The organism is Nocardia vulneris (genome assembly GCF_001613425.1).
Taxonomy (GTDB): domain Bacteria; phylum Actinomycetota; class Actinomycetes; order Mycobacteriales; family Mycobacteriaceae; genus Nocardia; species Nocardia vulneris.
Map to the genome: position 1 here is coordinate 74,828 of NZ_BDCI01000035.1, position 21,555 is coordinate 96,382.

Here is a 21,555-nt window from a genome sequence, read left to right on the forward strand (position 1 = left end):
AAGGGTGTTGATCCCGAGAAGTGGTGCAGCTGTGCGGTTTCCGCGTGTCGACACGCACCAAGCTGTCGCTTGGTCCACGGCAAACTGGGGTTTCCGACATGGTCGGCTGCGCGCGCCGGTCCGTCCGGGTGCTCCACAGAGCTTCCCTACGGTTCACAGCAGCTACAACCCCTGTGAACCGTATCGAAACCCTGTGAACCCCCACCTATCTGTCGCTTGGTACAGACCACCCGCCCCGCCCTCTCCCCCAAGCCGCTCGAGACCGGACCCAAAGCCGCTCGAGACCGGACCCATCGGCAGGCGGCTCGATCCCCACGCCCGCCATCGGCTGAGCAAAGCCGTGGCCTGAACCGAGGCGGGCCAAGACAATCAGTGCACTATGACGCCGCGACCACGGCCCCGGAAGACCGCGCCGAGATCATTCCACTCAGCAGGACGGCAGTTTTCCGGGTGGTGAAACGGGGCAGTTGCGCCACGAGCACGTTCAGGCGGCCCGACTGGATGCTCGGTCGCCGGCCGCGGTCGAGGGTGCGCATCGCTGTCGCGACGACTTGTTCGGGGGTCTGGTAGGTGCCCCGGTGTTCTCCGCTGCGCAGGTCATCGAAGAACTCGGTGCGGGTCAGGCCCGGGGCGAGTGACAGCACCCGCAGGCCGGTGCCGCGCGACTCGTACCACAGCGCCTCGGTGAAGCTGAGGACGAAGGCTTTGCAGGCGGCGTAGACCGCCATCGCGGGCATCGGCGTGTAGGCCGTCATGCTCGCGACGTTCACGAGAACACCCCGGCCGGAGGCGCGGAGCGGTTCGATGAACGCGCGGGTGAGGTCGACGAGGTTGGCGACGTCGACGTTGATTTCGTCCGTGAGGCGGTCCGGGTCCTCTTCGTGGAAGGCGCCGTCGGTACCGAAACCGGCGCTGTTCACCAGGCCGTCGACGGCGATGTTCCGTCGGGCCAGGTCAGCGGCCAGCCGCCGGCCCGCGCCCGGCTCGCTCAGGTCGAGGGCGACCGCAGTGGCGCGCACGCCGCGCTGCGTCCGCAGTTCTGCGGCGAGTACCTCCAGACGGTCCTGCCGCCGCGCGACGAGGACGACGTCGGAGCCGCGGCGGGCGAGTTCGCGGGCGAAAGCAGCACCGATGCCGGAACTGGCGCCGGTGACGACCGTGGTCTGGCCGGAAAAGTTGATCGGAGTCATAGCTGCACCATATGCATTATTTGCACTCAGTGCAATACACTGCACTCGACGAAGATAAGTAGACTGGGTGCATGGCCGACTCCCCTACGCTCCGCGAACGCGCGCGCCGCGCGGCTCGAGCCGAAATCACCGCCACAGCAGTACGGCTCTTCGCGGAGAACGGCTTCGAGGCGACGACGATCGACCAGATCACCACCGCGGTCGGCATCTCCCGCCGGTCCTTCTTCCACTACTTCGGCAGCAAGGAGGACGTCGTCCTGGGCGACACCGACGCGCTGGGAGAGTCGGTGCGGGCGGCGCTGGCAGCCCGCCCGGGCGACGAGTCGGCCTGGACCGCCATCCGAAAAGCCTTCCTGGTGCTCCAGCAGTCGGAGGGCACCCAGGAGGAGCAGCTCACCCTCGCCCGCATCCACCACGAGGCGCCCTCCTTGCGCGCCCGGCACCTGGAGAAGCAGCTGCGCTGGCAGGAACTGCTCGCCCCCGAGGTGCAGCGCCGCCTCGGCCTGCCTGCCTCCCCGGCCCCCGACCCTCGGGCACTCGCGTTCGTCGCCGCCGCGCTGGCCTGCCTCGATGCCGCCGTCGACGCGTGGTACCGCTCCGGCGGGGCCGACGACCCCGAACACCTCTTCGAGGATGCGGTCGCCACCATCCGCCGCTAGATCGGCGCGCTCGCAACAACATTCGAAGGTGGACACCGGCTTTGCCCGACGAAGCCCGGCACGCTCCTCACACCGTCGCGACCTCCCCCGCGCGTAGAGCGACGAACACTCCGCCCGTGATCGCCGCGCCGCTCACGACGATCGCGAAGGCAGTTGTTCCGGCAGTCAAACCAATTGCGTCACTGAGGTATCCGGTGATGAGGGGGAGAACGGCCGCCGGGAGATAGCCGCCGACGTTCTGGGCGGCGTTCGCTTCGGCGAGACGACCCGCGGGGACGCAGGCGCTGATTGCGGTAAGGCCGCCGAATTGTCCGAGCCCCTGACCTGATCCGGCCAGCACCGCCGCTGCGGCGAACAACGGCAGCGACGACAGCACTACCGCGAGAACCAGGCACAGCATGCTCGCGGTGGTGGCCAGTGCGCCGCCGAGCAGCATCGTGCGTACCCGCAATCGCCGGGCGGCGAGCTGAATACCGGTGGCGCCCAGGAACATCGCGAAGGCCAGTCCGCCCGCGACCACTCCGCTCGCCGCACCGAGCAGGTCGGCGAGCAGGGACGGACCCAGCGACAGCGGTACGGCCTGGAACGGCGCAGCAAGGTACGCATCGCGGATCTCGACGCCCGCTTTCCCGGCCTGCTCGATCTGGTCCGCGCCTGGACACCCGTGGACTGACCGAACCCCTTGCCCCAGCGACTGTTCGGCCGCGGTCTGCTACCGTCCGGGTATTCGTTCCGAGTTCGGGCGCCGTATGCGTCGACCTGCCCGAACCTGTTCCGGGGAGTCGGCAGTGTCCTTCTTGAATCGCCTCGTGTCGAATGCGACCTTGATCAGCAAGCTGATGGACAATGCGCCGCGATGGCAGGCGCAGTTGCTGGCCAAGAAGAACGACCTGCGCGGCGGCTCCTTCCGCGACGCGAGCATGGGCATCTGCGCACTGGTGGCCGCCGCCGACGGCACCATCGACCAGACCGAGCGGCGGAAGGTGGCCGACTTCATCGCCGCCGATCAGGTGCTGAAGAACTTCCCCATCGACGACCTGCGCGCCCGGTTCGAGGACAACTGCAACCGCCTGACCAGCGATCCCGCGTTCGGTCGCGCGTACGTGCTGCAGCAGATCGGCAAGGCGGCGGGTAAACCGGCCGAGGCGAGCGCCGTGATCCAGATCGGCATCATGGTCGGCAACGCCGACGGCAGCTTCGATCAGGCCGAGCTCGCCGCCGTCCGCGACGCCTGTCAGACGCTGCAGTTGAACCCGCGCGACTTCGGACTCTGATCGGTCACCGGCGAACGCTAGGCTTTCGCCTATGCGTTCGATTGATGTGGCCGAGCGACGCGCTCGGCTGGCGGTACGGCACCGGCTCGCGACGGCGAACCGGTCCGATCAGGTCACCGAGATAGCGCGCTCGCTGGTCGCCTTGCACGCGACCGACCCGGCGACGGTGTATCTGTCCGTCGGGGCGCGCAGCAACACACTCACCCCCGCCCACGTCGAAAAGGCGCTCTACGATGACCGGACGCTGCTGCGCATGCTCGCGATGCGCCGCACCATGTTCGTCGTTCCGGTCGAGTTGCTGCCGGTGTTGCAGTCCTCGTGCGCGGATGCGCTGGCGCACAAGCAGCGTCGTACCTACGGCAAGTATCTCGAGGTCGCCGGGGTCGTCGACGGCGCAGTGTCCCCGTGGCTCGCCGAGGTCGAAGCCGAAACGCACGCGGCCCTGCTGGCCCGCGGCGCGGCCACCGGCGCACAGCTCAGCAAGGACGTGCCCCGGCTGCGCACCCAGGTGAACACCGCACCGGAGAAGGCGTATTCGAAGCCGACCAACATCACCACCTGGGTGCTGGTGACCCTCGGCTGCGAGGGCCGCATCGTCCGCGGCCGCCCGAACGGCAGCTGGACCAGCAGTCAGTACACCTGGTCGCCGATCGAATCCTGGCTCCCCGAAGGCATTCCGGCTCGCTCCGCCGAGCACGCACGCACCGAGTTGCTCCGGCAGTGGTTGCGGGCGTTCGGTCCCGCGCCGCTCACCGATCTCAAGTGGTGGACCGGCTGGGGTGTCGGCGAAGTCCGCAAGGCGCTCACCGCTCTCGATACCGTCGAGGTCGAACTCGACGGCGGCACCGGCCTGTTGCTCGCCGACGATGTGGAACCCGTTGCGGCACCGGCACCTTGGGCCGCGCTGCTGCCCGCGCTCGATCCGACGCCGATGGGCTGGCAGTCCAGGCAGTGGTATCTGGGCCCGCACGCTCCGGCGCTGTTCGACCGCAACGGCAATATCGGCCCGACGATCTGGTGGGACGGCCGCATCGTCGGCGGCTGGGCCCAGCGCAAGGACGGCGAAATCGTCTGGCGTCTATTGGAAGACGTCGGCGCGGAGGCCGAAGCCATGATCGAGGCCGAGGCCGAGCGCACCGGCGGGTGGTTCGGCGAGGTTCGCGCGATCCCCCGCTTCAGGACCCCGCTGGAGCGGGAACTGACCGCCTAGCGCGGCTCACCCCGCGCAGGTCGCTCCGGGCGGCGACGGCGGCGCGGTGTCGACGCCGGCGAGCACGTCGGTGGTGTATTCGAGCGCGGTCCGGTCCATCGGCTCCCGATCGGTGAGGATCCGCTCGACCACGCACGCCCCCTGGAACCAGACCGGTCCGATCCAGTGTGTTCCAGGCAGGACGGCCCCGTCGGGACCCCGGCCGGTGACGATCGTGTACATCGAATAGGGCCGGCCCGCCGCCGCGAGTCCCGCCTTCAGGTCGAGCGAATGCTGATACGGGACAATCGGATCGGCGGTGCCGTGCACCAGGAAGCTCCGCCGCGCGTGCAACTGTGCGGCGAGCGCCGCGGTGGAACGGTCCCGGTACGCCTGCGGACACTCCACGGGTGAACAGTCCCCCGCGTCCCGCTCGATCTGAGTCAGCTGCGGTAGTCCGAGGCTGTTGCCCAGGTTCCAGTAGTCGACCGCGTTCGACGGCCCGGCGGTGTTCACCCAGTAGTCGAACAACCCGGCGGGGCCGTGCGCCAGCGCCAGCCCGCTGGTCATGCCGCCCTGGCTCCACCCCCACAGCACGGTCCTGCTGACCGACGGATGCTCGTCCTTGTACCACTGGGCGGCGGCGACCACATCGTGCCAGCCCGCCCACGGGTTCCACTCCCCCGTCTTCCACCGGCTGTTCCCGCCGCGCTGATCGAGCGTCAGCAGTGTCGCGCCACTGCGCTGCGCGAGCCCCGACATCACGTCGGGGTAATCGGCCGACTTCTCGTTGAAGCCGTGTACCGCCACGATCAACTGACGCGCGGGCAGGTCACCGGGACTACAGGCGTAGGGCTCGTAGGCCCAGCCACTCGCCTCCTCCCCGTCGACCGCGATCGTGATCGGTTGTCGCGCAACGTTGTCCGGGGCGCAGTCCGGTGCCGCGGCCGCGGCCGGAACACCGAACCACAGCGCGGCCAGCGCGCAGACGACCGAGAGCAGCAGCGCCGTCGTCGGCTTCATACTCGGAGGGTGACACAGGGGCGAGCAGGCGCGCGGTGAATCAAGGTACCGATCGGGTCGAGACAACACGTCCTTAGATCGGCGAACGAGATCGTTCCGCTACATATCGAGCCCGAGGTCGAGCACCCGGACCGAATGGGTGAGCGCGCCGACGGCCAGGTAGTCGACGCCGGTCCGGGCATAGTCCGCGGCCACTTCGAGGGCGAGCCCGCCGGAGGACTCCAGCTTCGTGCCCGGTGCGGTGGCGTTGCGGCGCTGCACGGCGGCTTGGGTCTGCCAGAGCGGGAAGTTGTCGAGCAGCACCAGTGCCACGTTCTCGGCGAGCACCGCGTCGAGCTGTTCGAGACTGTCGACCTCGACCTCGCAGGCGATATCGGGAGCGAGGGCGCGCACGGCGCGCAGTGCTTCGACCACCGAGCCCGCGGCGACCACGTGGTTGTCCTTGATGAGCGCGGCGTCGCCGAGTCCCATCCGGTGATTCACCCCGCCGCCGACGCGGACCGCGTATTTCTGTAAGGCGCGCAGGCCGGGCAGGGTCTTGCGGCTGTCGCGGATCTTGCAGTCGGTGCCCGCGACGGCGTCGGCCCAGGCGGCGGTCGCGGTCGCGATGCCGGACAGGTGGCACACCAGGTTGAGCATGGTGCGTTCGGCGGTGAGCAGCCCGCGGGTCGGCGCGACGACGGTGAGCACGGATTGTCCCGGGGTCACCCGGGTGCCGTCGGCGACGCGGCCGGTGATCTCGTAGCTGCCCGCGCCGAGCACCTCGTCGAGCACCAGCAGCCCGACGTCGAGTCCGGCGACCGTGCCGGGTTGCCGCGGCACCACCGACGCTTTCACCACCGCGTCGGCCGGAACCGTTGCGGCGGTGGTGATATCGGGTCCGTAGCGCAGGTCCTCATCGAGCGCGGTCCGGATGAGGGCGAGCACCTCATCGCGGTCCAACGCGGTATCCAGAGCCATCGACGCACTCCTCCAGTTGTCGGTGTTTCGCCGTGTGGCACACCACGGCCGAGGTGCCGGATGTGCCGCACGACGTTCGGGTCAGGCGGGTGGGCCCAGTTGCGGCCGGCCGGCGCCGTCGAGTCGGACCGAGAAGCTCAGGCGCAACCGGTCGTCGGGGTGCGGATGATCGGATCGGGTGTGACAGCCCCGGCTTTCGGTGCGGGTCGCGGCGGTGAGCAGCAGCGTGCGCGCCGCCAGGGTCAGCGCCGCGTCCTCGAGACCGGCGACCCGTTCGTCGAACGTGCCGTCGGCGCTGAGCGTGCGGCGCTGTGTCACAGCGTCTTCCATCCGTTTGATCGCCTCGTCCAGCCCGGCCCGGTCGCGGACCACCGAGGCGTGCTCGGTCATCAGCTGCTGGAGCACCCGGCGATCGGCCGTCTCGGCGAACCGGACCGGGATCTCTGCCACGGTGGCGGGCACGCCGCGGCGTTCGGCGGCGGCCACACCGACCCGTTCGCCGACCACGAGACCTTCCAGCAAGCTGTTGGAGGCCAAGCGATTCGCGCCGTGCAGCCCGGTGCGCGCGACCTCCCCCGCGGCGTAGAGACCGGGCACCGCGGTGCGCCCGTGCGGGTCGGTGACCACGCCGCCGCACTGGTAGTGCGCGGCCGGAGCGACCGGGATCAGGTCGCTCGCGGGATCGAGACCCGCGGCGTGACAGGAGGCGGTGATCGTCGGAAACCGTTGCGCGAAGCCCTCGATGGCGCGGGCGTCGAGGTAGACGTGATCGGTGCCGAGCGCGCGCATCCGGGCCGCGATCGCGCGCGAGACCACATCACGCGGTGCCAGGTCGCCGCGCGGATGTAGCCCGGCGGTCACCGAATCACCCGCGGAATCCACCAGAATCCCGCCCTCGCCGCGCACCGCCTCGCTGATCAGCGGGCGACGGCCGAGCCCGCCCGGGGTGTAGAGCACGGTCGGATGGAACTGCACGAACTCGAGGTCGGCGACGGCCGCACCGGCCCACAGCGCCAGCGCGACGCCGTCAGCGGTCGCACCCGGCGGGTTGGTGCTCAGCGCATAGAGCTGCCCCAGTCCGCCGGTGGCGAGCAGCACCGCGGGGGTGTGCACGACACCGAAACCCTTGTCCGACACCACGACCACGCCCTGCACGCCGTTCGGCCCGGTGACGATGTCCCCGGCGGCCGCGCCGAACAGCACCGGCAGTCCGGCCGCGTTCAGCGCCCGCTGCACCTCCGCCCCGGTCGCGTCCCCGCCGGCGTGGATGATGCGCCGCGTGCTGTGCCCACCCTCCCGGGTACGCGAGATCTGCCCGTCCCGGCCGAGATCGAACACCGCGCCGAGGTCGGTCAGTGCCGCGACCGCGTCCTGACCGCCCTCGACGATCGAACGCACCGCCTCGACCCGGCACAGCCCGGCACCGGCCTCCACCGTGTCCTGCACGTGGGATTCGACCGAATCACCTTCCGGCGCAACGACAGCGATGCCGCCCTGGGCGTATTGCGTGGACGTGTCCGTCGCTCCGCCCTTGCTGAGCGTGAGCACCCGCAGCCCGCGCAGCGACGCGGTGCGCGCCGCCGTCAGGCCGGCGACGCCGCCGCCGATCACCACGAGGTCGGCCTCGGCCTCCCACTCGAACGACTGCCCGACCACTGCCGCGCGGGCAGGGGTCGGCGTCATTCACCACCGCCCGGATTGCCGATCTCGATCATCCGCTGCACCGAACTACGGCCGCGGGCCGCGGTTTCCAGGTCGACGTGCACCTCGTCGCGGTTCTCCACCAGGCAGCGCAGCAGCGCGGCGGGGGTGATCATCTTCATGTACTTGCACGAGGCCCGGTCGTTCACGGCCTGGAAGTCGATGCCGGGCGCGGCCTTTCGCAGCTGATGCAGCATGCCGACCTCGGTGGCGACCAGCACCTGCGTCGGCTGACCGGCGGACCCGCGCCGCTCACGCACCTCGCGGGCGGCGTCGATCATGCCGCCGGTGGACAGGATGTGCACCCGCTCGGACGGGAACGCCCCCTCGCCCGCCAGGTACAACGCCGAAGTGGCGCAACCACATTCGGGATGCACGAACAGCTCCGCCTCGGGGTGGGTGCGCGCCTGCTCGGTCAGCTCGTCGCCGTTGATGCCCGCGTGCACGTGGCATTCACCCGCCCAGATGTGCATGTTCGCCCGGCCGGTGACCCGCTTGACGTGCGCGCCGAGGAACTGGTCCGGCAGGAACAGCACTTCCCGGTCCGGGTCGATCGAGGCGACCACGTCGACCGCGTTCGACGAGGTGCAGCAGATATCGGTGAGCGCCTTCACCTCCGCGGTGGTGTTCACATACGACACCACCAGCGCGTCCGGGAATTCGGCCTTCCAGGCCCGCAATTCGTCCGCGGTGATGGAGTCGGCCAGCGAACAGCCCGCCCGCTGATCCGGGATCAGGACGGTTTTCTCCGGAGACAGGATCTTCGCGGTCTCCGCCATGAAGTGCACTCCGCAGAACACGATCGTGTCCTCGGGCGCTTCCGCGGCGATCCGCGACAGGGCCAGCGAATCACCGACGTGATCGGCCACGTCCTGGATCTCCGGCAGCTGATAGTTGTGCGCGAGAATCGTCGCGTTTCGCTCGCGGGCCAGCCGCTTGACTTCCTGGGCCCACTGCGGCGTCGCCTCGACACCGGTGAAGCCCGACGGCCCGTCGAACACCTGCTCCATCAGCGGAGGCGCCAGTTTCGCACCCATCGTCGCCATGATGGCTCCCTTCGTCGTGCGACCAGTTACACCACCGATTCGCACCTAACCAGGTTTTCGACTTATAATCGAAAACGTGGCCCATAGTAGCACCATCCACGAAACGCTCACCGCGGTGTTCCAGGTTCGCCGCTTCCCCGCCAACATCGCCGCAGGTCCCGGCCCTGCAGAAGCCGGAAAGGGGATCATCGGGCGCTGCCCACCTGGACAGCGGACCGAATTGGCCGTGTTGCTCTGGGAGCGCGCGCTCGACCCGCAGAAGGGCACCTGGTCGCTGCCCGGCGGGCGGCTACGCGACGACGAGGACCTCGACACCTCGGCGGGCAGGCAGCTCGCCGAGAAGGTCGACGTGCGCGAGCTGGCCCACCTCGAGCAGCTGTCGGTGTTCAGCGCGCCCGACCGGGTGCCCGCGCCGCGCCGGATCGCGTCGGCCTATCTGGGACTGGTCCCGCTCACCGCCGACCCCCAGCTGCCCTCGGACACGGCGTGGCACCCCGTCTCCGCGCTGCCGCCGATGTCCTTCGACCACGGCACGGTCGTCGATCACGCGCGTACCCGGCTGGCCGCCAAACTCTCCTACACCAATATCGCGTTCGCCCTCGCCCCCGCCGATTTCACCATGTCCACGCTCCGCGAAATCTACTGCGCCGCACTAGGTTACGAGGTCGACACGACGAACCTGCAACGGGTCCTCGCCCGCCGCAAGGTGATCACCCCCACCGGGCAGACCAGGGCGCCCGGCCGGGCCGGCGGCCGTCCCGCCGCCGTCTACCGCTACACCGACTCCGGCATCCGCGTCACCGACGAGTTCGCCGCTCTGCGCCCCCGCTCCTGACGATCGCATTGGGGGCTTGAGGTGGTCGGGCGGTGGTGATTCAGTGGGGACACAGCCGGACGGAATGATCTCGGGGGCAACGATGAGCGGTAAGACGACGGCGGTCATCTACGAGGCCGCGGAGGCCACCGACCGCGTGGTGACCCGGTGGGCGGGCGGGGAGATCATGTTCCTCGCGGTGCCCGGCCCGGAGGTCGGGATCGAGTTGGCGGTGTCGCTGGCGAAGGACGGGGTCGGGCTGATCGAGCTGTGCGGCGGGTTCGGGCTGCCGGGGCATGCCGCGGCGCTGGCCGCCGTCGGTGCCGGTACGCCGGTGTCCGCCGTACTGTACGGAATCGAATCGCTTACTGCCGCCAACGAGTTCAAGCAACGCTATGAGCACGGCCTGACTTTGCGTGGCGCTTTCATCTATCTATCCCCCGAGGCAGATCCGGCAACCGATCGCGTCACGCGCCGCGACGGGATGCTGACCACCGTGTTCGCGGCCGCCCGCTCCGCTGCGGAGGCGGCCGATATCGCCGCGGCACTGGCAGCGGAACCGGAGGGCTTACACCTGATCGAACTGTACGGCGGCATCGGGCCGGACTGGGCGGCAGCCGTGCTCGAGCGGGTCGGCGGGCAGGTCCCGGTGGGTCTGCCCGGTTACCCGCCGCCGCGGCGTTGATCGACGAGACATGATGGCGCGCTTATCGATCGGCGCGACCTCTTCTCCCGTCGAGCGGGCCTAGTCGGCTACTACCTTGCGATGCTTGACGCCCCGCCGGTACCGCCGCTTGTTCGGCAACGGCTGCGCGGCGCTACTGCGCCGCAACGCATCCCGACGCCGCCAGGCCACCAGGTCCGCTCGCTCGCGGCTCGGCGCAGAGGCCGGTTCCGCCACCGCCCCACTCTTTCCATTCATCACCGGACCTCCTTTCCGCTCCGCGACCCTACGCGCGCCCACGACACCCCTCCACCTATTTTCCGCGCGCGACGCATCGTGCGTCCACCCGTTTCCGCCGACCGGCACTACCGGTTGACGAAGGCGAGCACCTCGTCGAGCGACGGGTTGTAGCCGGCGGCGGTGTCGACTTCGAGGCTGGGCACGTCCAGGGCGACCCGCTCGAACGGCCTGCCGACCGGCACCGCGGACCCGGGTGCGGAATGCGCGCGACGGAGCCGATTCTCGTTGCGGCGCTGCCGGATTCGCTCGGCTGCGACCTCGGGCGCGGCCACACAGTGCACGACGCGCAGCTGCGCCAGCCCCAGCAGCGGGGTCAAGCCCGGCCGCCACAGCCGGTCTTGGAACGCCGCCTCCGCCACCGTCGTGACCCCCGCGCGCAGGAACAGCTCCAGCGTCTCGAAGAACACCGACAACGTCCGCAGGTCGAGTGAATTGTCCACCCCGGCAACGAATCCCGGGGTGGCATGCACCATCCCCTCTTTGATCTCGTCGCGGCACACGGCGGGGCAGCCGAGCCGCCGCGCCAGACCGTGCGCGAGGGTGGTCTTGCCGACGCCCGGCGCTCCACTGACCACCACCAGTGTGGGCAGGCTCATGCGCGCGGTCAAGCCGTCTTCATCTGCGGTTCGGGCGGTGGCGCGGCGGTACGGGTGAAGAGGCGGGAGACGGCCCAGCAGAACAACTCCACGAACCAGAACAGCACTAGAAAAAGCTGCACGACAATGACCGGAACCGCCAGGAACAGCACGGACGGGACGGCGATCAGCACCCAGATCGCGACGGCGCCGAGACTCGCGCCGCGCAGGCCGCTGGCCAAACGCACTGCCGCCCACATCATCCAGCGGCGCGGCACCGCCACATTCATCTCACGCAGGCAGCGACGGAACAGACCGTCCGCGTCGGCGACGCTCACTGCCCCGGTACTGCGCAGGAAGTCGTGCAGGATGGCGGCGCGGGTGTAGGCGCCGTAGCGCGGCACCAGCCACACCAGCGCGCGCGGCACCGATGCGAAGTCGGTGCGGAACCCGGCCGGAATCACGAATTCCTGGGAATCACCTTGATATACGAGCGGTTCGACCACCCGCCAGAACTTCGCGTCGAGCTCCTCGACGACCAGCCCGCTACCGACGAACGCCACAATCCGTTCCTCTCCGAACGCACAGCGTGTCCCCCAATTCTAGGGGCCTGCGGTACAGCTGAGCTGTCGGCCGGGCAACGGTTCGGACAACGCCGTCAGTGGCTGGGCCGGGTCTGCGGCGGCGATCCGGAGCCGGTCTCCCCGGCGGGCTCGTAACCACCGTAGGGCACGGCCGGTCCACCCGCGGGGTACGACGCGTCGCCCGCGGGATAGGCCGGGGCGCCGAGCGACCCGAACGGCGCTATCGGCTGGACGGGACCGGTACCGGTGCCCAGATCTTCCGACGGACTCAGTGCCGCACAGAACAGCACGATGAGCGAGGCGACCAGCGGCTGCACGATCAGCGCCAGCCAGCTGCCCATTTCGCTGGGCAGCTCGACGATCTGCCCGATCGGCGGATCATGCGGCCGCGGATGCGCCCATGCGGCGACCTGCTCGCCGAGCTGCGCCATCACGACGGCCCCGATGAGCGAGCCGACCAGCAAGCCGAGCTGCAGCAGCGGCCCGCGCAGCGCCCGCCGGCGCCACGCCGCGATCGCGGTGAGCAGACCGGTGACCGCGCCGAAGCACACGAACATCGCGACCGCGTCGAACTGATGCGCGCTCTCCCCGGTCAGCACGGCGCCGCGGCCCTGCTCCACCACGAACAGCTGCTCGGTCGGCGCGACCACGCCCCACAGCACCCCGACGAGCGCACTGGCCAGCACCACGAGCAGCGTGAGCACGGCGGCGCCGCGCACCTCGTGCGGCGCGGCGGTCGGCGTCCCCGGCACTAGCGCAGTTCCAGACTGGCGGCGTCGATCACACCGTGCCGGGAGCATTTTGCCCACCAGCCGTCCGGACTCACCTGCACGATCATCCGGCGACCGCACTGCTCGCAGAATCGTGGCGGTTCCAGACCCAGTGCGGCGGCCGCGGGTACGGCGTCGTCGAGACCGGGCACGATCCGTTTGCCGGTGAACGGGTTGTAGCGCTCGTCCATGGGCATGACACTACTCATGGGCCGGGTCAGAGGGTTTCGTTGAGCGCCTTGATCGGCATCTTCAACTCACCCAGCAGATCCAGATCCGCCTCGGCGGGCCTGCCGAGCGTGGTCAGGTAGTTGCCGACGATGACGGCGTTGATGCCGCCGAGGATGCCCTGCTTCGCGCCGAGGTCGCCGAGGGTGATCTCGCGACCGCCCGCGAAACGAAGGATGGTGCGCGGCAAGGCGAGCCGGAACGCGGCGACCGCGCGCAGCGCGTCCGCGGCGGGCAGCACCTCGAGATCGCCGAACGGGGTGCCGGGGCGCGGGTTGAGGAAGTTCAGCGGGACCTCGTCCGGTTCCAGCTCGGCCAGGTTCGCCGCGAATTCCGCACGCTGCTCCAGGGTTTCGCCCATGCCGAGGATGCCGCCGCAGCACACCTCCATGCCCGCCGCGCGCACCATGCGCAGGGTGTCCCAGCGTTCTTCCCAGGTGTGCGTGGTGACCACGTTCGGGAAGTAGGAGCGTGAGGTCTCCAGGTTGTGGTTGTAGCGGTGCACGCCCATCGCGGCGAGCTGGTCGACCTGTTCCTGGGTGAGCATGCCCAGCGAGCAGGCGACCTGGATGTCGACCTCGTTGCGGATCGCTTCGACGCCCGCGGCGACCTGCGCCATCAGGCGCGCGTCCGGGCCGCGCACCGCGGCCACGATGCAGAATTCGGTGGCGCCGGTCTTGGCGGTCTGCTTGGCGGCCTCGACCAGGCTCGGGATGTCGAGCCAGGCGGCCCGCACCGGCGACTGGAACAGGCCGGACTGGGAGCAGAAGTGGCAGTCCTCGGGGCAGCCGCCGGTCTTGAGGCTGATGATGCCCTCGACCTCGACCTCCGGGCCGCACCACTTCATCCGCACGTCGTGGGCCAGGGCGAGCAGCTCCTCGAGCTGATCGTCGCCGAGGCGCAGCACCTCGAGGGTCTGCTCCTGAGTGAGCCCGACACCGCGCTCGAGTACCTGCGCTCGGGCGACGGACAGGATCGCGGCGGCAGCCGGCGGGGTGGGCGAATAGGTATCAACGGGGGCCTGGGTCACTGCACGAATCCCTTCGTCCGGCCGAGGTGGCCGTGCAACTTGAACGGCGTTCAGGTTAGGGTAGCGGGGGCAGTGAGTCAAAACACTGCGGCACCCGAGGCGTGACTCGGACGCGGCGGCACAAGCGAGCGTCCCGAGGCGGTAGCGTGCGTGCACAGACAGGTACTGCCATGGATAGACGGAGGAAATCGGGTGCAGCTGCACAGAGCGGACGTGGTCGACGGCGCCATCGCGATTCTCGACCAGTACGGCCTCGCCGATCTGACCATGCGCAGGCTGGCCGGCTCGCTCCAGGTACAGCCGGGCGCGCTGTACTGGCACTTCCCGAACAAGCAGGCGCTGCTCGGCGCGGTCGCGGACAAGATCCTCGCGCCGATGGACGATCCGATCGTCGCGACCGAATGGTCCGGCCAGGTCATCGAATTGGCGCACCGGCTGCGCGACTGCCTGCTCGCCTACCGGGACGGCGCCGAATTGGTCTCGGCCACTTACGCTTCCCGGCTCACCACGAGCAAAGGCCGCGAACGCATGGTGAGCGCCGCCATTCGGGCGGGCATGCCCCGCTCCGAGGCCGAGCTCAGCTCCTTCACGCTGCTGTACTACGTGCTCGGCCAGACCGTCGACGAACAGTCCAGGATGCAGATGGATTCCGCGGGCGCACTCCCCGAGGACGACACCCCGCTCGACGAGATCCCGGATCCCACGGCGCGTTTCGACTTCGGCCTGCAACTGTTCGTCGCGGGCGTACGGCACCTGCTCGGCACCCGCGTGCGCTGAGCCTGAGCACCGCAGCACGACGGGTCAGGGATCGACCGGAAGTGGTTGCGCGCGAACAACGTTGCGGCCGGGAAACCAGCGGTACATCGCGGCCGCGCCGAGCACGGCGGCGCCCGCCAGCGCGAACGCCGACACACTCAGCAGCGTCACGGCACTGATCGCGCCCGCGACGAGCGGACCGGCGAACATGCCGACGTCATGGGTCAGCCGCCAGGCGCCGAGGAATTCGGCCCGCCTGCCGTCGGGTGCCGCGTCGGCGCCGACGGTCATGATCACGCCGTTGCTGACCCCGTTGGCGAGCCCGAGCAGCACGGCGACCACGCCTAGTCCGATGAGCGACGAGGTGTACGGCAACACGCCGAAACCCAAGGCGAACAACACCATTGCCGGAACGCCGACGGCGCGGCTACCGCGCCGGTCGAGCCAGATGCCCGCCGGGTAGGACATCAGCACGTCCACCGCGCCCGCGAGGCCGGACACGACGCTGGTCGCCGAGGCGCTCAGTCCGATATGCGCCGCCCACAGCGGGAGCACCGCGATCCTGGCCGCCCGCACCGCCCCCATCAGCAGCGCCGCCGACCCCAAAGTGCCGAGTACGCCGATGTTCTCGACGACCACCGAGCGCAACGTGTGCGTCTCGGTACCACTGTCCGCACCGTCAGGCGACGGGATCGCGACCATGGCCGCACCCGAGGCCACCATGGTGGCGAGTTGCAGCCACAGCGCTCCGCTCGGGCCCATCGCATGTACCAGCACCGCACCCAGGAACGGCCCGCAGAAGAAGCCGAGCCGGTGCGATCCGGCCAAGGTGGACATCGCCCGGCCCCGGTCCGCAGCGGGTACCACGGCCACGATGTAGGTCTGGCGCGCCAGGCCCCACACCGCCCCGGCCGCGCCGTTGAGCAGCAGGCCGACCGCGAGCACCGCCAGATTCGGCGCGCCGATCGCCAGCAGTACTCCGAGGACACCGAGGGAGGAGCCCACCCCGATCGCGCCCCGCTCCCCGATCCGCGCGACGATCCGCCCTGCGGGCAGATCGGCCAGCACCATGCCCAGCCCGCTCAACGCGACCAGCACCCCCGCCAGCCCGATCGAGGCCCCCAGGTCCAGGGCGCGCAACGCGTACATCGGCGAGGCCGCACCGGCTCCGGTGCCGTAGAGCACCATCGGCACGAAGACCGTCCAGGTGAGCGCACGCAGGCGAACCGGCTCGGTGGCGACCGCGGCGCTCACCGCGTCCGCGCCGGATGCCCGGTGCCCGAAGCTGATACACCGTACATCCCGGTTGCCGCGCACTCCGCTCTTCGGTGCGCGACCGCGCTCATCACGACCGCGCCGGCTGGGCGCGGCCGAGGGACCGCGGCCGAAACTCCCTGCGCCGCTGTACCCCTACTCGAGATCCCGCGGAATCCCGCTGCACGACTGCCGGTTCGGGCACGCGTCGGACCGGCGCGTTCACTGGGCGAGCGCGGGACGGCGGGCGAAACGGCTTTCGGGGCGGGGCAGGCCGAAATGGTCGCGCAGCGTGGTGCCGCTGTACTCGGTGCGGAAGAGGCCGCGTTCCTGCAGGATCGGGACGACGGTCGCGGCGAACACCTCGAGGCCACCCGGGTAGTACGGCGGCATCACGTTGAAACCGTCTGCGGCACCGCTGCGGAACCACTCCTCGATGGTGTCGGCGACCTGTTCCGGTGTGCCCGCGAACACCCGGTGCCCGCGCGCACCGGCAAGCCGGTGCAGCAGACCGCGCACGGTCGGCCGCTCGCGCTGCACGATGCCCGCGACGACCTGCAGCCTGCTGCGGCCGTTGTCGGTGACATCGCCCGCGTCGTCGAACAGGTCGACCGGAATATCGCCGTCCAGCGGCAGGTGCCGCAGGCTCTTGCCGACGATGTTCTCCAGCTGGGTCAGACCGTATTCCGGCACGGTCAGCTCATTGAACTCGCGTTCGAGCCGCTTGGCCGCCGCCTCGGTGTCGCCGATGAACGGACTGATCCCGGGCAGGATCTTGACGTGTTCCGGAGCACGTCCGAAACCTGCCGCCTGGGCCTTGATATCGGCGTAGAAGGCTTGCGCGTCCTCGAGCCGCTGATGGGCGGTGAAGATCGCCTCCGCGTATTTGCCCGCGAACGAACGCCCTTCGTTGGAGGCCCCGGCCTGGACGAGTACCGGGTAACCCTGCGGCGTGCGCGGTGCGTTGAACGGCCCACGCACCCGCAGGTATTCGCCGGCGAAGTCGATCGGGTGGATCTTGGCGGGATCGGCGTACCGCCCGCCGGCCTGGTCCAGCACGATGGCGTCGTCTTCCCAGCTGTCCCACAGCGCGACCACCGCGTCCACGAATTCCCTTGCCCGCGCGTAACGTTCGGCATGGTCGGGGTGTTTGGCCAAACCGAAGTTGGCGGCGGCGAGATCGGTCCCGGTGGTGACGATGTTCCAGCCCGCGCGGCCACCGGAGAGGTGGTCGAGCGTGGAGAACAGCCTGGCCAGGTTGTACGGCTCGTAGTAGGTCGTCGAGGCGGTCGCGATCAACCCGAGATGTGTTGTCGCCGTGGCGATCGCGGTGAGCAGCGTGATCGGCTCCAGGCCGGAGCCCGCATTGTGCTCGACGTTGGTGCGCAGCGCCGGGCCGTCGGCGAAGAACACCGCGTCCAGCTTCGCGGCCTCGGCTGTGCGGCCGATCTCCTGGTAGTAGGCGGCGTCGTAGATCCGGTGCGGCTGACTGTCGGGATGCCGCCACGCCGCCTCATGATGGCCGGACGGGTAGATGAACGCGTTCAGGCTGAGCTGACGGGGAGTACTCATGAGGCTTGTTTCTCTTCCGCACGAAGGGCCGGTTGACCGGCGGGACCGACGCCCAGGCTGGCCAGCAGCAGGGACCGGTAGTGGTTGAAGGCCGGATCACTGTGGTGGCGGGGACGTTCCAGGTCGATGCGCTGGTCCACCGCGATACTGCCGTCGTCGAGCACCAGCACCCGGTCCGCGAGCAGCACGGCCTCGTCGACATCGTGGGTGACCAGCAGCACGGCGGGCTTGTGCCGGGCGCACAGGTCCTGCAGCAGCGCGTGCATCTTGATCCGGGTGAGCGCGTCGAGCGCGCCGAACGGTTCGTCGGCGAGCAGCAACTCCGGTTCCCGGACCAGCGACCGGGCCAACGCGACGCGCTGCTGCTCGCCCCCGGAAAGCTCCCGGGGCCAGGCCTTTTCGCGACCGGCCAGGCCGACCTCGGCGAGTGCCGCACGACCGCGTTCGGCCGCGTCGCCGCCGGTCAAGCCGAGAATCACGTTGTCGAGCACCCGCGCCCACGGCAGCAGCCGCGAATCCTGGAACACCACAGCCCGTTCGGCGGGCACGATCAGCCCGCCCGAGCCCGGCACGTCGTAGTCCAATTCGGCGAGCGCCCGCAGCAGAGTGCTCTTGCCGGAACCGCTGCGCCCGAGCAGGGCGACGAATTCGCCACGCGCGATATCGATGTCGAGGTCGCGCAGCACGACGCGATCGCCGAAGCCGCGGCGCAACTCCCGGGTGCGCACCACGCTCAGTCGCCCAGTGTCGATCGCCATGACAGCGCCTTCCTTTCCACCGCGCGGACGGCGAGATCGCCGAAAAGTCCGAGCAGGCCGTAGATCACGAGACCGACCACGATCACGTCGATCTGCCCGTAGGTGCGGGCCTGGGTCATCAGGTAGCCGATGCCACTGGTCGCGTTGACCTGTTCCACCACCACCAGGGCCAGCCACGCGATGGTGACCGCGAGCCGCAGCCCGATGAAGAAGCCGGGCAGCGATCCGGGCAACGCGACGCGGCGGATGAACCCCCAGCGCGAAAGTCCCACGGTCTGCGCGAGTTCCACGTATCTGGCGTCGACGCTGCGCAGGTAGGCGTGGGTGTTGAGGTAGATCGGGATGGCCACGCTGGTCGTGATGACGACCAGCTTCATCTCCTCGCCGATACCGAACCAGACGATGAACAGCGGAATCAGCGCCAAGGTCGGGATCGCCCGCTTGATCTGAATGGGGCCGTCCACCACGGCTTCCCCGATCCGGCTCAGCCCGGCGATCAAGGCCAGGATCAGGCCGGCGAGCACGCCGATGACCAGGCCGATCCCGGCACGCTGTACCGAGGTCAGCAGATTCGATTGCAGGCGACCGTCCGCGGCCAGGTCGCCCGCGGTCTGGGCGACCACCCACGGCGCGGGCAACGTCTCCGGATCCAGTGCGCCGGAGGCGGATCCGAGCACCCAGGCCACGATCAGCAGCGCAGGGCCGAGAGCGACGCCGAACGGAATCGGCCGTCCCGGACCGAGCCTGCGCCGGGCCGGTTTACGTTCGGCCAGGGCCGTGGCCCGTGCACGGCCGCGCCCGAGCCTGCCGAGTACTCCTGCGTCCAGTGTCGCCATCAGCGTTCCTTCGGTGCGTGGGCGGCGCCGCTGGCGTTGACCGCCTCGGTGATCGCGGCGTCGAAGCGCAGGTCGAAGCTCTTGGCCGCCTGCACCTTCTTCGGCAGCTCGCCCGCCTTGTCGATGGCGTCGATGGTGGCCTGCTGCCGGTCCACGAGCTGCTGGTTCAGGTGCGGGAAGGTGAGAATGCCGAGCGAATCGACGATGCGCTTCGCGTCGTCCGCGCTCACCTTCTGGTTGTCGATGTAGTACTTGCGCGCCCATTCGTCCTGGTGCGTGTTGGTCCACTGGTAGGCGCGGATGTAGGCGCCCACCAGGGCACGCGTCGCGGCCGCCTTCGCCGGATCCTGCACCACCGCGCGGCGCGCGTAGAGGTAGGCGAGGCCGCCGTAGATGCCTTCGGTCTCGCTGTCCGGGATGAGGCTCGCACCCGGAGTGCGCAGCAGCCGAGTGACATTGGGCTCGATCAACGGGGCGACGTCCACCTGACCGGTCCGCACCGCGTCGAGGAACTCGGCCAATTGCAGCCGGACCAGTTGCACGTCAGCGGGTTTCAACCCGGCCTTGTCCAGTGCCCGCAGCACCGCGGCCTGCTGGGCGGTGCCTTCGGCGTAGGCGATCTTCTTGCCTTCGAGATCGGCCAGCTTGCTGATCTGCTTGCCCGGTGCCACCGCGAGTTTCAGTGCGGTACTGCTGGTTTGGTAGGCGGCCACGATCGGCACGTCCTGGCCTGCGGCCAACGCGTGGATCGGCGGGACGTCGCCGACCGGCGCGATATCTGCCGCTTCGGCGCGGAAAGCCTCCAAAATCGCGGGGCCGCCGATGAAGTTGGCGAACTCCACCTCGAACGGCAACTTGTCCAGCTCGCCGGACACCCGCAGCGCGGTCTGCAATCGCTCCTGCTGGTCGGCGACAACGATTTTGGTTCCGGCCGGAACCTCTACGGGTAGCGGCGTATCGGCGACGGGACCGACCGGCTTGTCGTTGTTCGCGCAGCCGGTGAGTCCGAGGGTCGCAACGGTTGCCACGGCGAGCAATGCGGCGGTGGTGCGGCCATGGCGGCCGAACAGGGACGTGCGTGGTCGGTACATACTCGGATTCAAACAAGACAAAACCGGCCCGAACACCGTTTGTCTCAGGCTGGTTCGAACTGCCTCAGCGCGGTGCGGCCGAGCTGATCGTCGTGCGGACCTGCTGCTGGTAGCGCTGGATGAAGGGCACGATCTGCTGCTCGATCACCGTGTTGTACTCCACCGGACGCTGCATCGGGTTGGCGTGCCCGGTGTTTCGCGCCTGCACCACCGAGAGGGTGCCGTCGACTCCGCCGGCCTGTTCGATCAGCACCCGGTGCGAGTACTCGACATCGACCACCCGGTCCCGGCTCGCGTCCCGGGGCCGGATGAAAACGACAGCGGGACGGGCCTTTCCGTCCACCGGCGTGGCCAGAGCGCGCAGATCGTTCGTCGCGCCGCCCGCGACGATCGCGGTGAACTGCGACTCGATCAAACCGTTGCTCGCCGCGTTGCGGGAGAAGATCTTCTCCCGCAGCACCTCGTCCAGCACGTCACGCAACTGAGCGAAGCGGATGCCGGGCGGCGTGCCGCCCCCGCCGTGCGAGACGAAACGGTCCCGCCGCGCATAGGTTTCCACCGCCAGGCGCAGCAGCCTGCTCTCCCGCGCGCCGGGCAGCCAGCGCATCCAGCGCACCATGTCCTCGCCGCGACCGCGGCTCTCCGGGCGGACCGCGTTCAGGTCTACCGGCGTGCAGTCCAGGATCACCCCCACCAGACTGCGATCGCTGTCGAGATGGATGTGCTTGGCCACCTCCAGCGCGATCACCCCGCCCATGCTGTGCCCGACCAGTACGACGTTCTTCAACCCGGACAGCTCGGCGGCGCGCACGATCAGCTCGGCGATGACCTTGGTGTCGATACCTTCGTTGTCGTAGCGGATCGCCCACACCATGCCCATCCGGCGCAGCGAGGGCAGGGCCGCGGCGGTCGCGCTGGCGTCCACGTTGCCCAGACCGACCATGTCCACCACCACGGTGTCCCAGTCGCGTGGGTCGGCCGGTGCCGCGACGGGCAGGATCGCCGGGTCGGTGCGCGCCAGGCGCGCCGCTTCCGGCTGCACATCGAAGGTCAGATATTGCGCGTAGCAGATGAGTACGGCGACGAGCAGTACGAGCACCCGCACCATGGCCGACTTGGTCCGGCGCAACGACTTCCACTCGTGCCACAGGTTCGTTTCCCGTAGCCGGGCTCTGCGTCGCGCGTCGTCCCAGTCCGCGACAGTGGACGGGTGCCGATCTTCGAACGGCGACATCTTCCCCACTGTAGGTAACGGAACCGGGCCGTCGCCATGTCCCACGC

24 protein-coding genes are annotated in these 21,555 nt (G+C 69.5%); 6 read left to right on the forward strand and 18 right to left on the reverse strand.

Annotated elements, in window-relative coordinates; genetic code table 11:
• Positions 1-377: 377 nt before the first annotated feature.
• Positions 378-1,190, reverse strand: a complete 813-nt coding sequence (locus NVU01S_RS30175) for an SDR family NAD(P)-dependent oxidoreductase (RefSeq protein WP_043667817.1) — start codon at positions 1,188-1,190, stop codon at positions 378-380.
• Positions 1,191-1,261: 71 nt separating this feature from the next.
• Between NVU01S_RS30175 and NVU01S_RS30180 the strand changes: the two genes are divergently transcribed.
• The gene (locus NVU01S_RS30180) at positions 1,262-1,849 is read left to right on the forward strand and encodes a TetR/AcrR family transcriptional regulator (protein ID WP_043667819.1); all 588 of its coding nucleotides are present in this window, start codon (positions 1,262-1,264) and stop codon (positions 1,847-1,849) included.
• 67 nt (positions 1,850-1,916) lie between these two features.
• Here the strand turns inward: NVU01S_RS30180 and NVU01S_RS30185 are convergent, their stop codons facing one another.
• Positions 1,917-2,369, reverse strand: coding sequence for a hypothetical protein (locus tag NVU01S_RS30185; RefSeq protein ID WP_052280409.1), 453 nt, complete (start codon positions 2,367-2,369; stop codon positions 1,917-1,919).
• A gap of 289 nt (positions 2,370-2,658) precedes the next feature.
• Here NVU01S_RS30185 and NVU01S_RS30190 point away from each other — a divergent pair, with 289 nt between their 5' ends.
• Positions 2,659-3,123, forward strand: coding sequence for a tellurite resistance TerB family protein (locus NVU01S_RS30190; RefSeq protein WP_244467187.1), 465 nt, complete (start codon positions 2,659-2,661; stop codon positions 3,121-3,123).
• 31 nt (positions 3,124-3,154) lie between these two features.
• Entirely contained in the window at positions 3,155-4,333 is a 1,179-nt protein-coding gene (locus tag NVU01S_RS30195) for a winged helix DNA-binding domain-containing protein (protein ID WP_043667823.1), read from the forward strand.
• Between the two features lie 6 nt (positions 4,334-4,339).
• On the opposite strand, the gene NVU01S_RS30200 is transcribed toward NVU01S_RS30195, so the two are convergent.
• From NVU01S_RS30200 to nadA, 4 genes are all read right to left on the reverse strand, one after another.
• On the reverse strand, positions 4,340-5,335 hold the full coding sequence (locus NVU01S_RS30200) for an alpha/beta hydrolase family protein (RefSeq protein ID WP_043667826.1): 996 nt from the start codon (positions 5,333-5,335) through the stop codon (positions 4,340-4,342).
• 99 nt (positions 5,336-5,434) lie between these two features.
• Entirely contained in the window at positions 5,435-6,295 is an 861-nt protein-coding gene (gene nadC, locus NVU01S_RS44655) for a carboxylating nicotinate-nucleotide diphosphorylase (RefSeq protein WP_043667829.1), read from the reverse strand.
• 81 nt (positions 6,296-6,376) lie between these two features.
• Complete coding sequence (locus NVU01S_RS44660) at positions 6,377-7,978, reverse strand: L-aspartate oxidase (RefSeq protein WP_052280410.1); 1,602 nt, start codon at positions 7,976-7,978, stop codon at positions 6,377-6,379.
• Positions 7,975-9,042 carry a quinolinate synthase NadA gene (gene nadA / locus NVU01S_RS30215; RefSeq protein ID WP_052280411.1) on the reverse strand — a complete coding sequence of 356 codons (1,068 nt, stop codon included), beginning with the start codon at positions 9,040-9,042 and terminating at the stop codon, positions 7,975-7,977. Before nadA ends, NVU01S_RS44660 begins: the two co-directional genes overlap by 4 nt.
• Before the next feature lie 76 nt (positions 9,043-9,118).
• On the opposite strand from nadA, the gene NVU01S_RS30220 reads away from it, so the two are divergent.
• Both NVU01S_RS30220 and NVU01S_RS42710 read left to right on the forward strand, forming a co-directional pair.
• On the forward strand, positions 9,119-9,877 hold the full coding sequence (locus NVU01S_RS30220) for an NUDIX hydrolase (RefSeq protein WP_063048194.1): 759 nt from the start codon (positions 9,119-9,121) through the stop codon (positions 9,875-9,877).
• Between the two features lie 43 nt (positions 9,878-9,920).
• The gene (locus NVU01S_RS42710; protein WP_156161512.1) at positions 9,921-10,541 is read left to right on the forward strand and encodes a DUF6506 family protein; all 621 of its coding nucleotides are present in this window, start codon (positions 9,921-9,923) and stop codon (positions 10,539-10,541) included.
• A gap of 60 nt (positions 10,542-10,601) precedes the next feature.
• Here the strand turns inward: NVU01S_RS42710 and NVU01S_RS44340 are convergent, their stop codons facing one another.
• From NVU01S_RS44340 to bioB, 6 genes are all read right to left on the reverse strand, one after another.
• Positions 10,602-10,778, reverse strand: coding sequence for a hypothetical protein (locus NVU01S_RS44340; RefSeq protein WP_167829359.1), 177 nt, complete (start codon positions 10,776-10,778; stop codon positions 10,602-10,604).
• A gap of 107 nt (positions 10,779-10,885) precedes the next feature.
• Entirely contained in the window at positions 10,886-11,416 is a 531-nt protein-coding gene (locus NVU01S_RS30230) for a P-loop nucleotide/nucleoside kinase family protein (protein WP_043667834.1), read from the reverse strand.
• 8 nt (positions 11,417-11,424) lie between these two features.
• Positions 11,425-11,958, reverse strand: a complete 534-nt coding sequence (locus tag NVU01S_RS30235) for a DUF1353 domain-containing protein (protein WP_043667837.1) — start codon at positions 11,956-11,958, stop codon at positions 11,425-11,427.
• A gap of 95 nt (positions 11,959-12,053) precedes the next feature.
• Complete coding sequence (locus NVU01S_RS30240) at positions 12,054-12,731, reverse strand: DUF2567 domain-containing protein (RefSeq protein ID WP_043667841.1); 678 nt, start codon at positions 12,729-12,731, stop codon at positions 12,054-12,056.
• Positions 12,731-12,940: a biotin synthase auxiliary protein BsaP gene (gene bsaP, locus NVU01S_RS30245; RefSeq protein ID WP_148311124.1), complete on the reverse strand. Its 210-nt coding sequence runs from the start codon at positions 12,938-12,940 to the stop codon at positions 12,731-12,733. Before bsaP ends, NVU01S_RS30240 begins: the two co-directional genes overlap by 1 nt.
• A 26-nt stretch (positions 12,941-12,966) precedes the next feature.
• On the reverse strand, positions 12,967-14,007 hold the full coding sequence (gene bioB, locus NVU01S_RS30250; RefSeq protein ID WP_081868835.1) for a biotin synthase BioB: 1,041 nt from the start codon (positions 14,005-14,007) through the stop codon (positions 12,967-12,969).
• A 192-nt stretch (positions 14,008-14,199) separates the two neighbouring features.
• On the opposite strand from bioB, the gene NVU01S_RS30255 reads away from it, so the two are divergent.
• Entirely contained in the window at positions 14,200-14,784 is a 585-nt protein-coding gene (locus tag NVU01S_RS30255) for a TetR/AcrR family transcriptional regulator C-terminal domain-containing protein (protein ID WP_014983236.1), read from the forward strand.
• A 24-nt stretch (positions 14,785-14,808) separates the two neighbouring features.
• On the opposite strand, the gene NVU01S_RS30260 is transcribed toward NVU01S_RS30255, so the two are convergent.
• The 6 genes from NVU01S_RS30260 to NVU01S_RS30285 form a co-directional block, all read right to left on the reverse strand.
• Positions 14,809-16,017, reverse strand: coding sequence for an MFS transporter (locus NVU01S_RS30260; protein WP_052280431.1), 1,209 nt, complete (start codon positions 16,015-16,017; stop codon positions 14,809-14,811).
• Positions 16,018-16,239: 222 nt separating this feature from the next.
• Positions 16,240-17,589, reverse strand: coding sequence for an LLM class flavin-dependent oxidoreductase (locus tag NVU01S_RS30265; protein ID WP_043667846.1), 1,350 nt, complete (start codon positions 17,587-17,589; stop codon positions 16,240-16,242).
• Complete coding sequence (locus NVU01S_RS30270; protein WP_175068926.1) at positions 17,586-18,347, reverse strand: ABC transporter ATP-binding protein; 762 nt, start codon at positions 18,345-18,347, stop codon at positions 17,586-17,588. The genes NVU01S_RS30265 and NVU01S_RS30270 overlap by 4 nt, the downstream gene beginning before the upstream one ends.
• On the reverse strand, positions 18,323-19,183 hold the full coding sequence (locus NVU01S_RS30275) for an ABC transporter permease (RefSeq protein ID WP_043667849.1): 861 nt from the start codon (positions 19,181-19,183) through the stop codon (positions 18,323-18,325). The genes NVU01S_RS30270 and NVU01S_RS30275 overlap by 25 nt, the downstream gene beginning before the upstream one ends.
• The gene (locus NVU01S_RS30280) at positions 19,183-20,274 is read right to left on the reverse strand and encodes an ABC transporter substrate-binding protein (RefSeq protein WP_043667851.1); all 1,092 of its coding nucleotides are present in this window, start codon (positions 20,272-20,274) and stop codon (positions 19,183-19,185) included. The genes NVU01S_RS30275 and NVU01S_RS30280 overlap by 1 nt, the downstream gene beginning before the upstream one ends.
• A 64-nt stretch (positions 20,275-20,338) precedes the next feature.
• Positions 20,339-21,508 (reverse strand): alpha/beta fold hydrolase, encoded by a 1,170-nt coding sequence (locus NVU01S_RS30285; RefSeq protein WP_043667853.1) that lies wholly within the window; start codon positions 21,506-21,508, stop codon positions 20,339-20,341.
• Positions 21,509-21,555: the final 47 nt, after the last annotated feature.

Excerpts from the sequence above, each read along its gene's own strand:
- NVU01S_RS30270 (WP_175068926.1), bottom strand. The coding sequence starts at position 18,347 with ATGGCGATCGACACTGGGCGACTGAGCGTGGTGCGCACCCGGGAGTTG.
- NVU01S_RS30195 (WP_043667823.1), top strand. The coding sequence starts at position 3,155 with ATGCGTTCGATTGATGTGGCCGAGCGACGCGCTCGGCTGGCGGTACGG.
- nadA (WP_052280411.1), bottom strand. The coding sequence starts at position 9,042 with ATGGCGACGATGGGTGCGAAACTGGCGCCTCCGCTGATGGAGCAGGTG.
- NVU01S_RS30175 (WP_043667817.1), bottom strand. The coding sequence starts at position 1,190 with ATGACTCCGATCAACTTTTCCGGCCAGACCACGGTCGTCACCGGCGCC.
- nadC (WP_043667829.1), bottom strand. The coding sequence starts at position 6,295 with ATGGCTCTGGATACCGCGTTGGACCGCGATGAGGTGCTCGCCCTCATC.
- NVU01S_RS30275 (WP_043667849.1), bottom strand. The coding sequence starts at position 19,183 with ATGGCGACACTGGACGCAGGAGTACTCGGCAGGCTCGGGCGCGGCCGT.
- NVU01S_RS30230 (WP_043667834.1), bottom strand. The coding sequence starts at position 11,416 with ATGAGCCTGCCCACACTGGTGGTGGTCAGTGGAGCGCCGGGCGTCGGC.
- NVU01S_RS30180 (WP_043667819.1), top strand. The coding sequence starts at position 1,262 with ATGGCCGACTCCCCTACGCTCCGCGAACGCGCGCGCCGCGCGGCTCGA.
- NVU01S_RS30285 (WP_043667853.1), bottom strand. The coding sequence starts at position 21,508 with ATGTCGCCGTTCGAAGATCGGCACCCGTCCACTGTCGCGGACTGGGAC.
- NVU01S_RS30280 (WP_043667851.1), bottom strand. The coding sequence starts at position 20,274 with ATGTACCGACCACGCACGTCCCTGTTCGGCCGCCATGGCCGCACCACC.
- NVU01S_RS30200 (WP_043667826.1), bottom strand. The coding sequence starts at position 5,335 with ATGAAGCCGACGACGGCGCTGCTGCTCTCGGTCGTCTGCGCGCTGGCC.
- NVU01S_RS30265 (WP_043667846.1), bottom strand. The coding sequence starts at position 17,589 with ATGAGTACTCCCCGTCAGCTCAGCCTGAACGCGTTCATCTACCCGTCC.
- NVU01S_RS44660 (WP_052280410.1), bottom strand. The coding sequence starts at position 7,978 with ATGACGCCGACCCCTGCCCGCGCGGCAGTGGTCGGGCAGTCGTTCGAG.
- bsaP (WP_148311124.1), bottom strand. The coding sequence starts at position 12,940 with ATGGACGAGCGCTACAACCCGTTCACCGGCAAACGGATCGTGCCCGGT.
- NVU01S_RS44340 (WP_167829359.1), bottom strand. The coding sequence starts at position 10,778 with ATGAATGGAAAGAGTGGGGCGGTGGCGGAACCGGCCTCTGCGCCGAGC.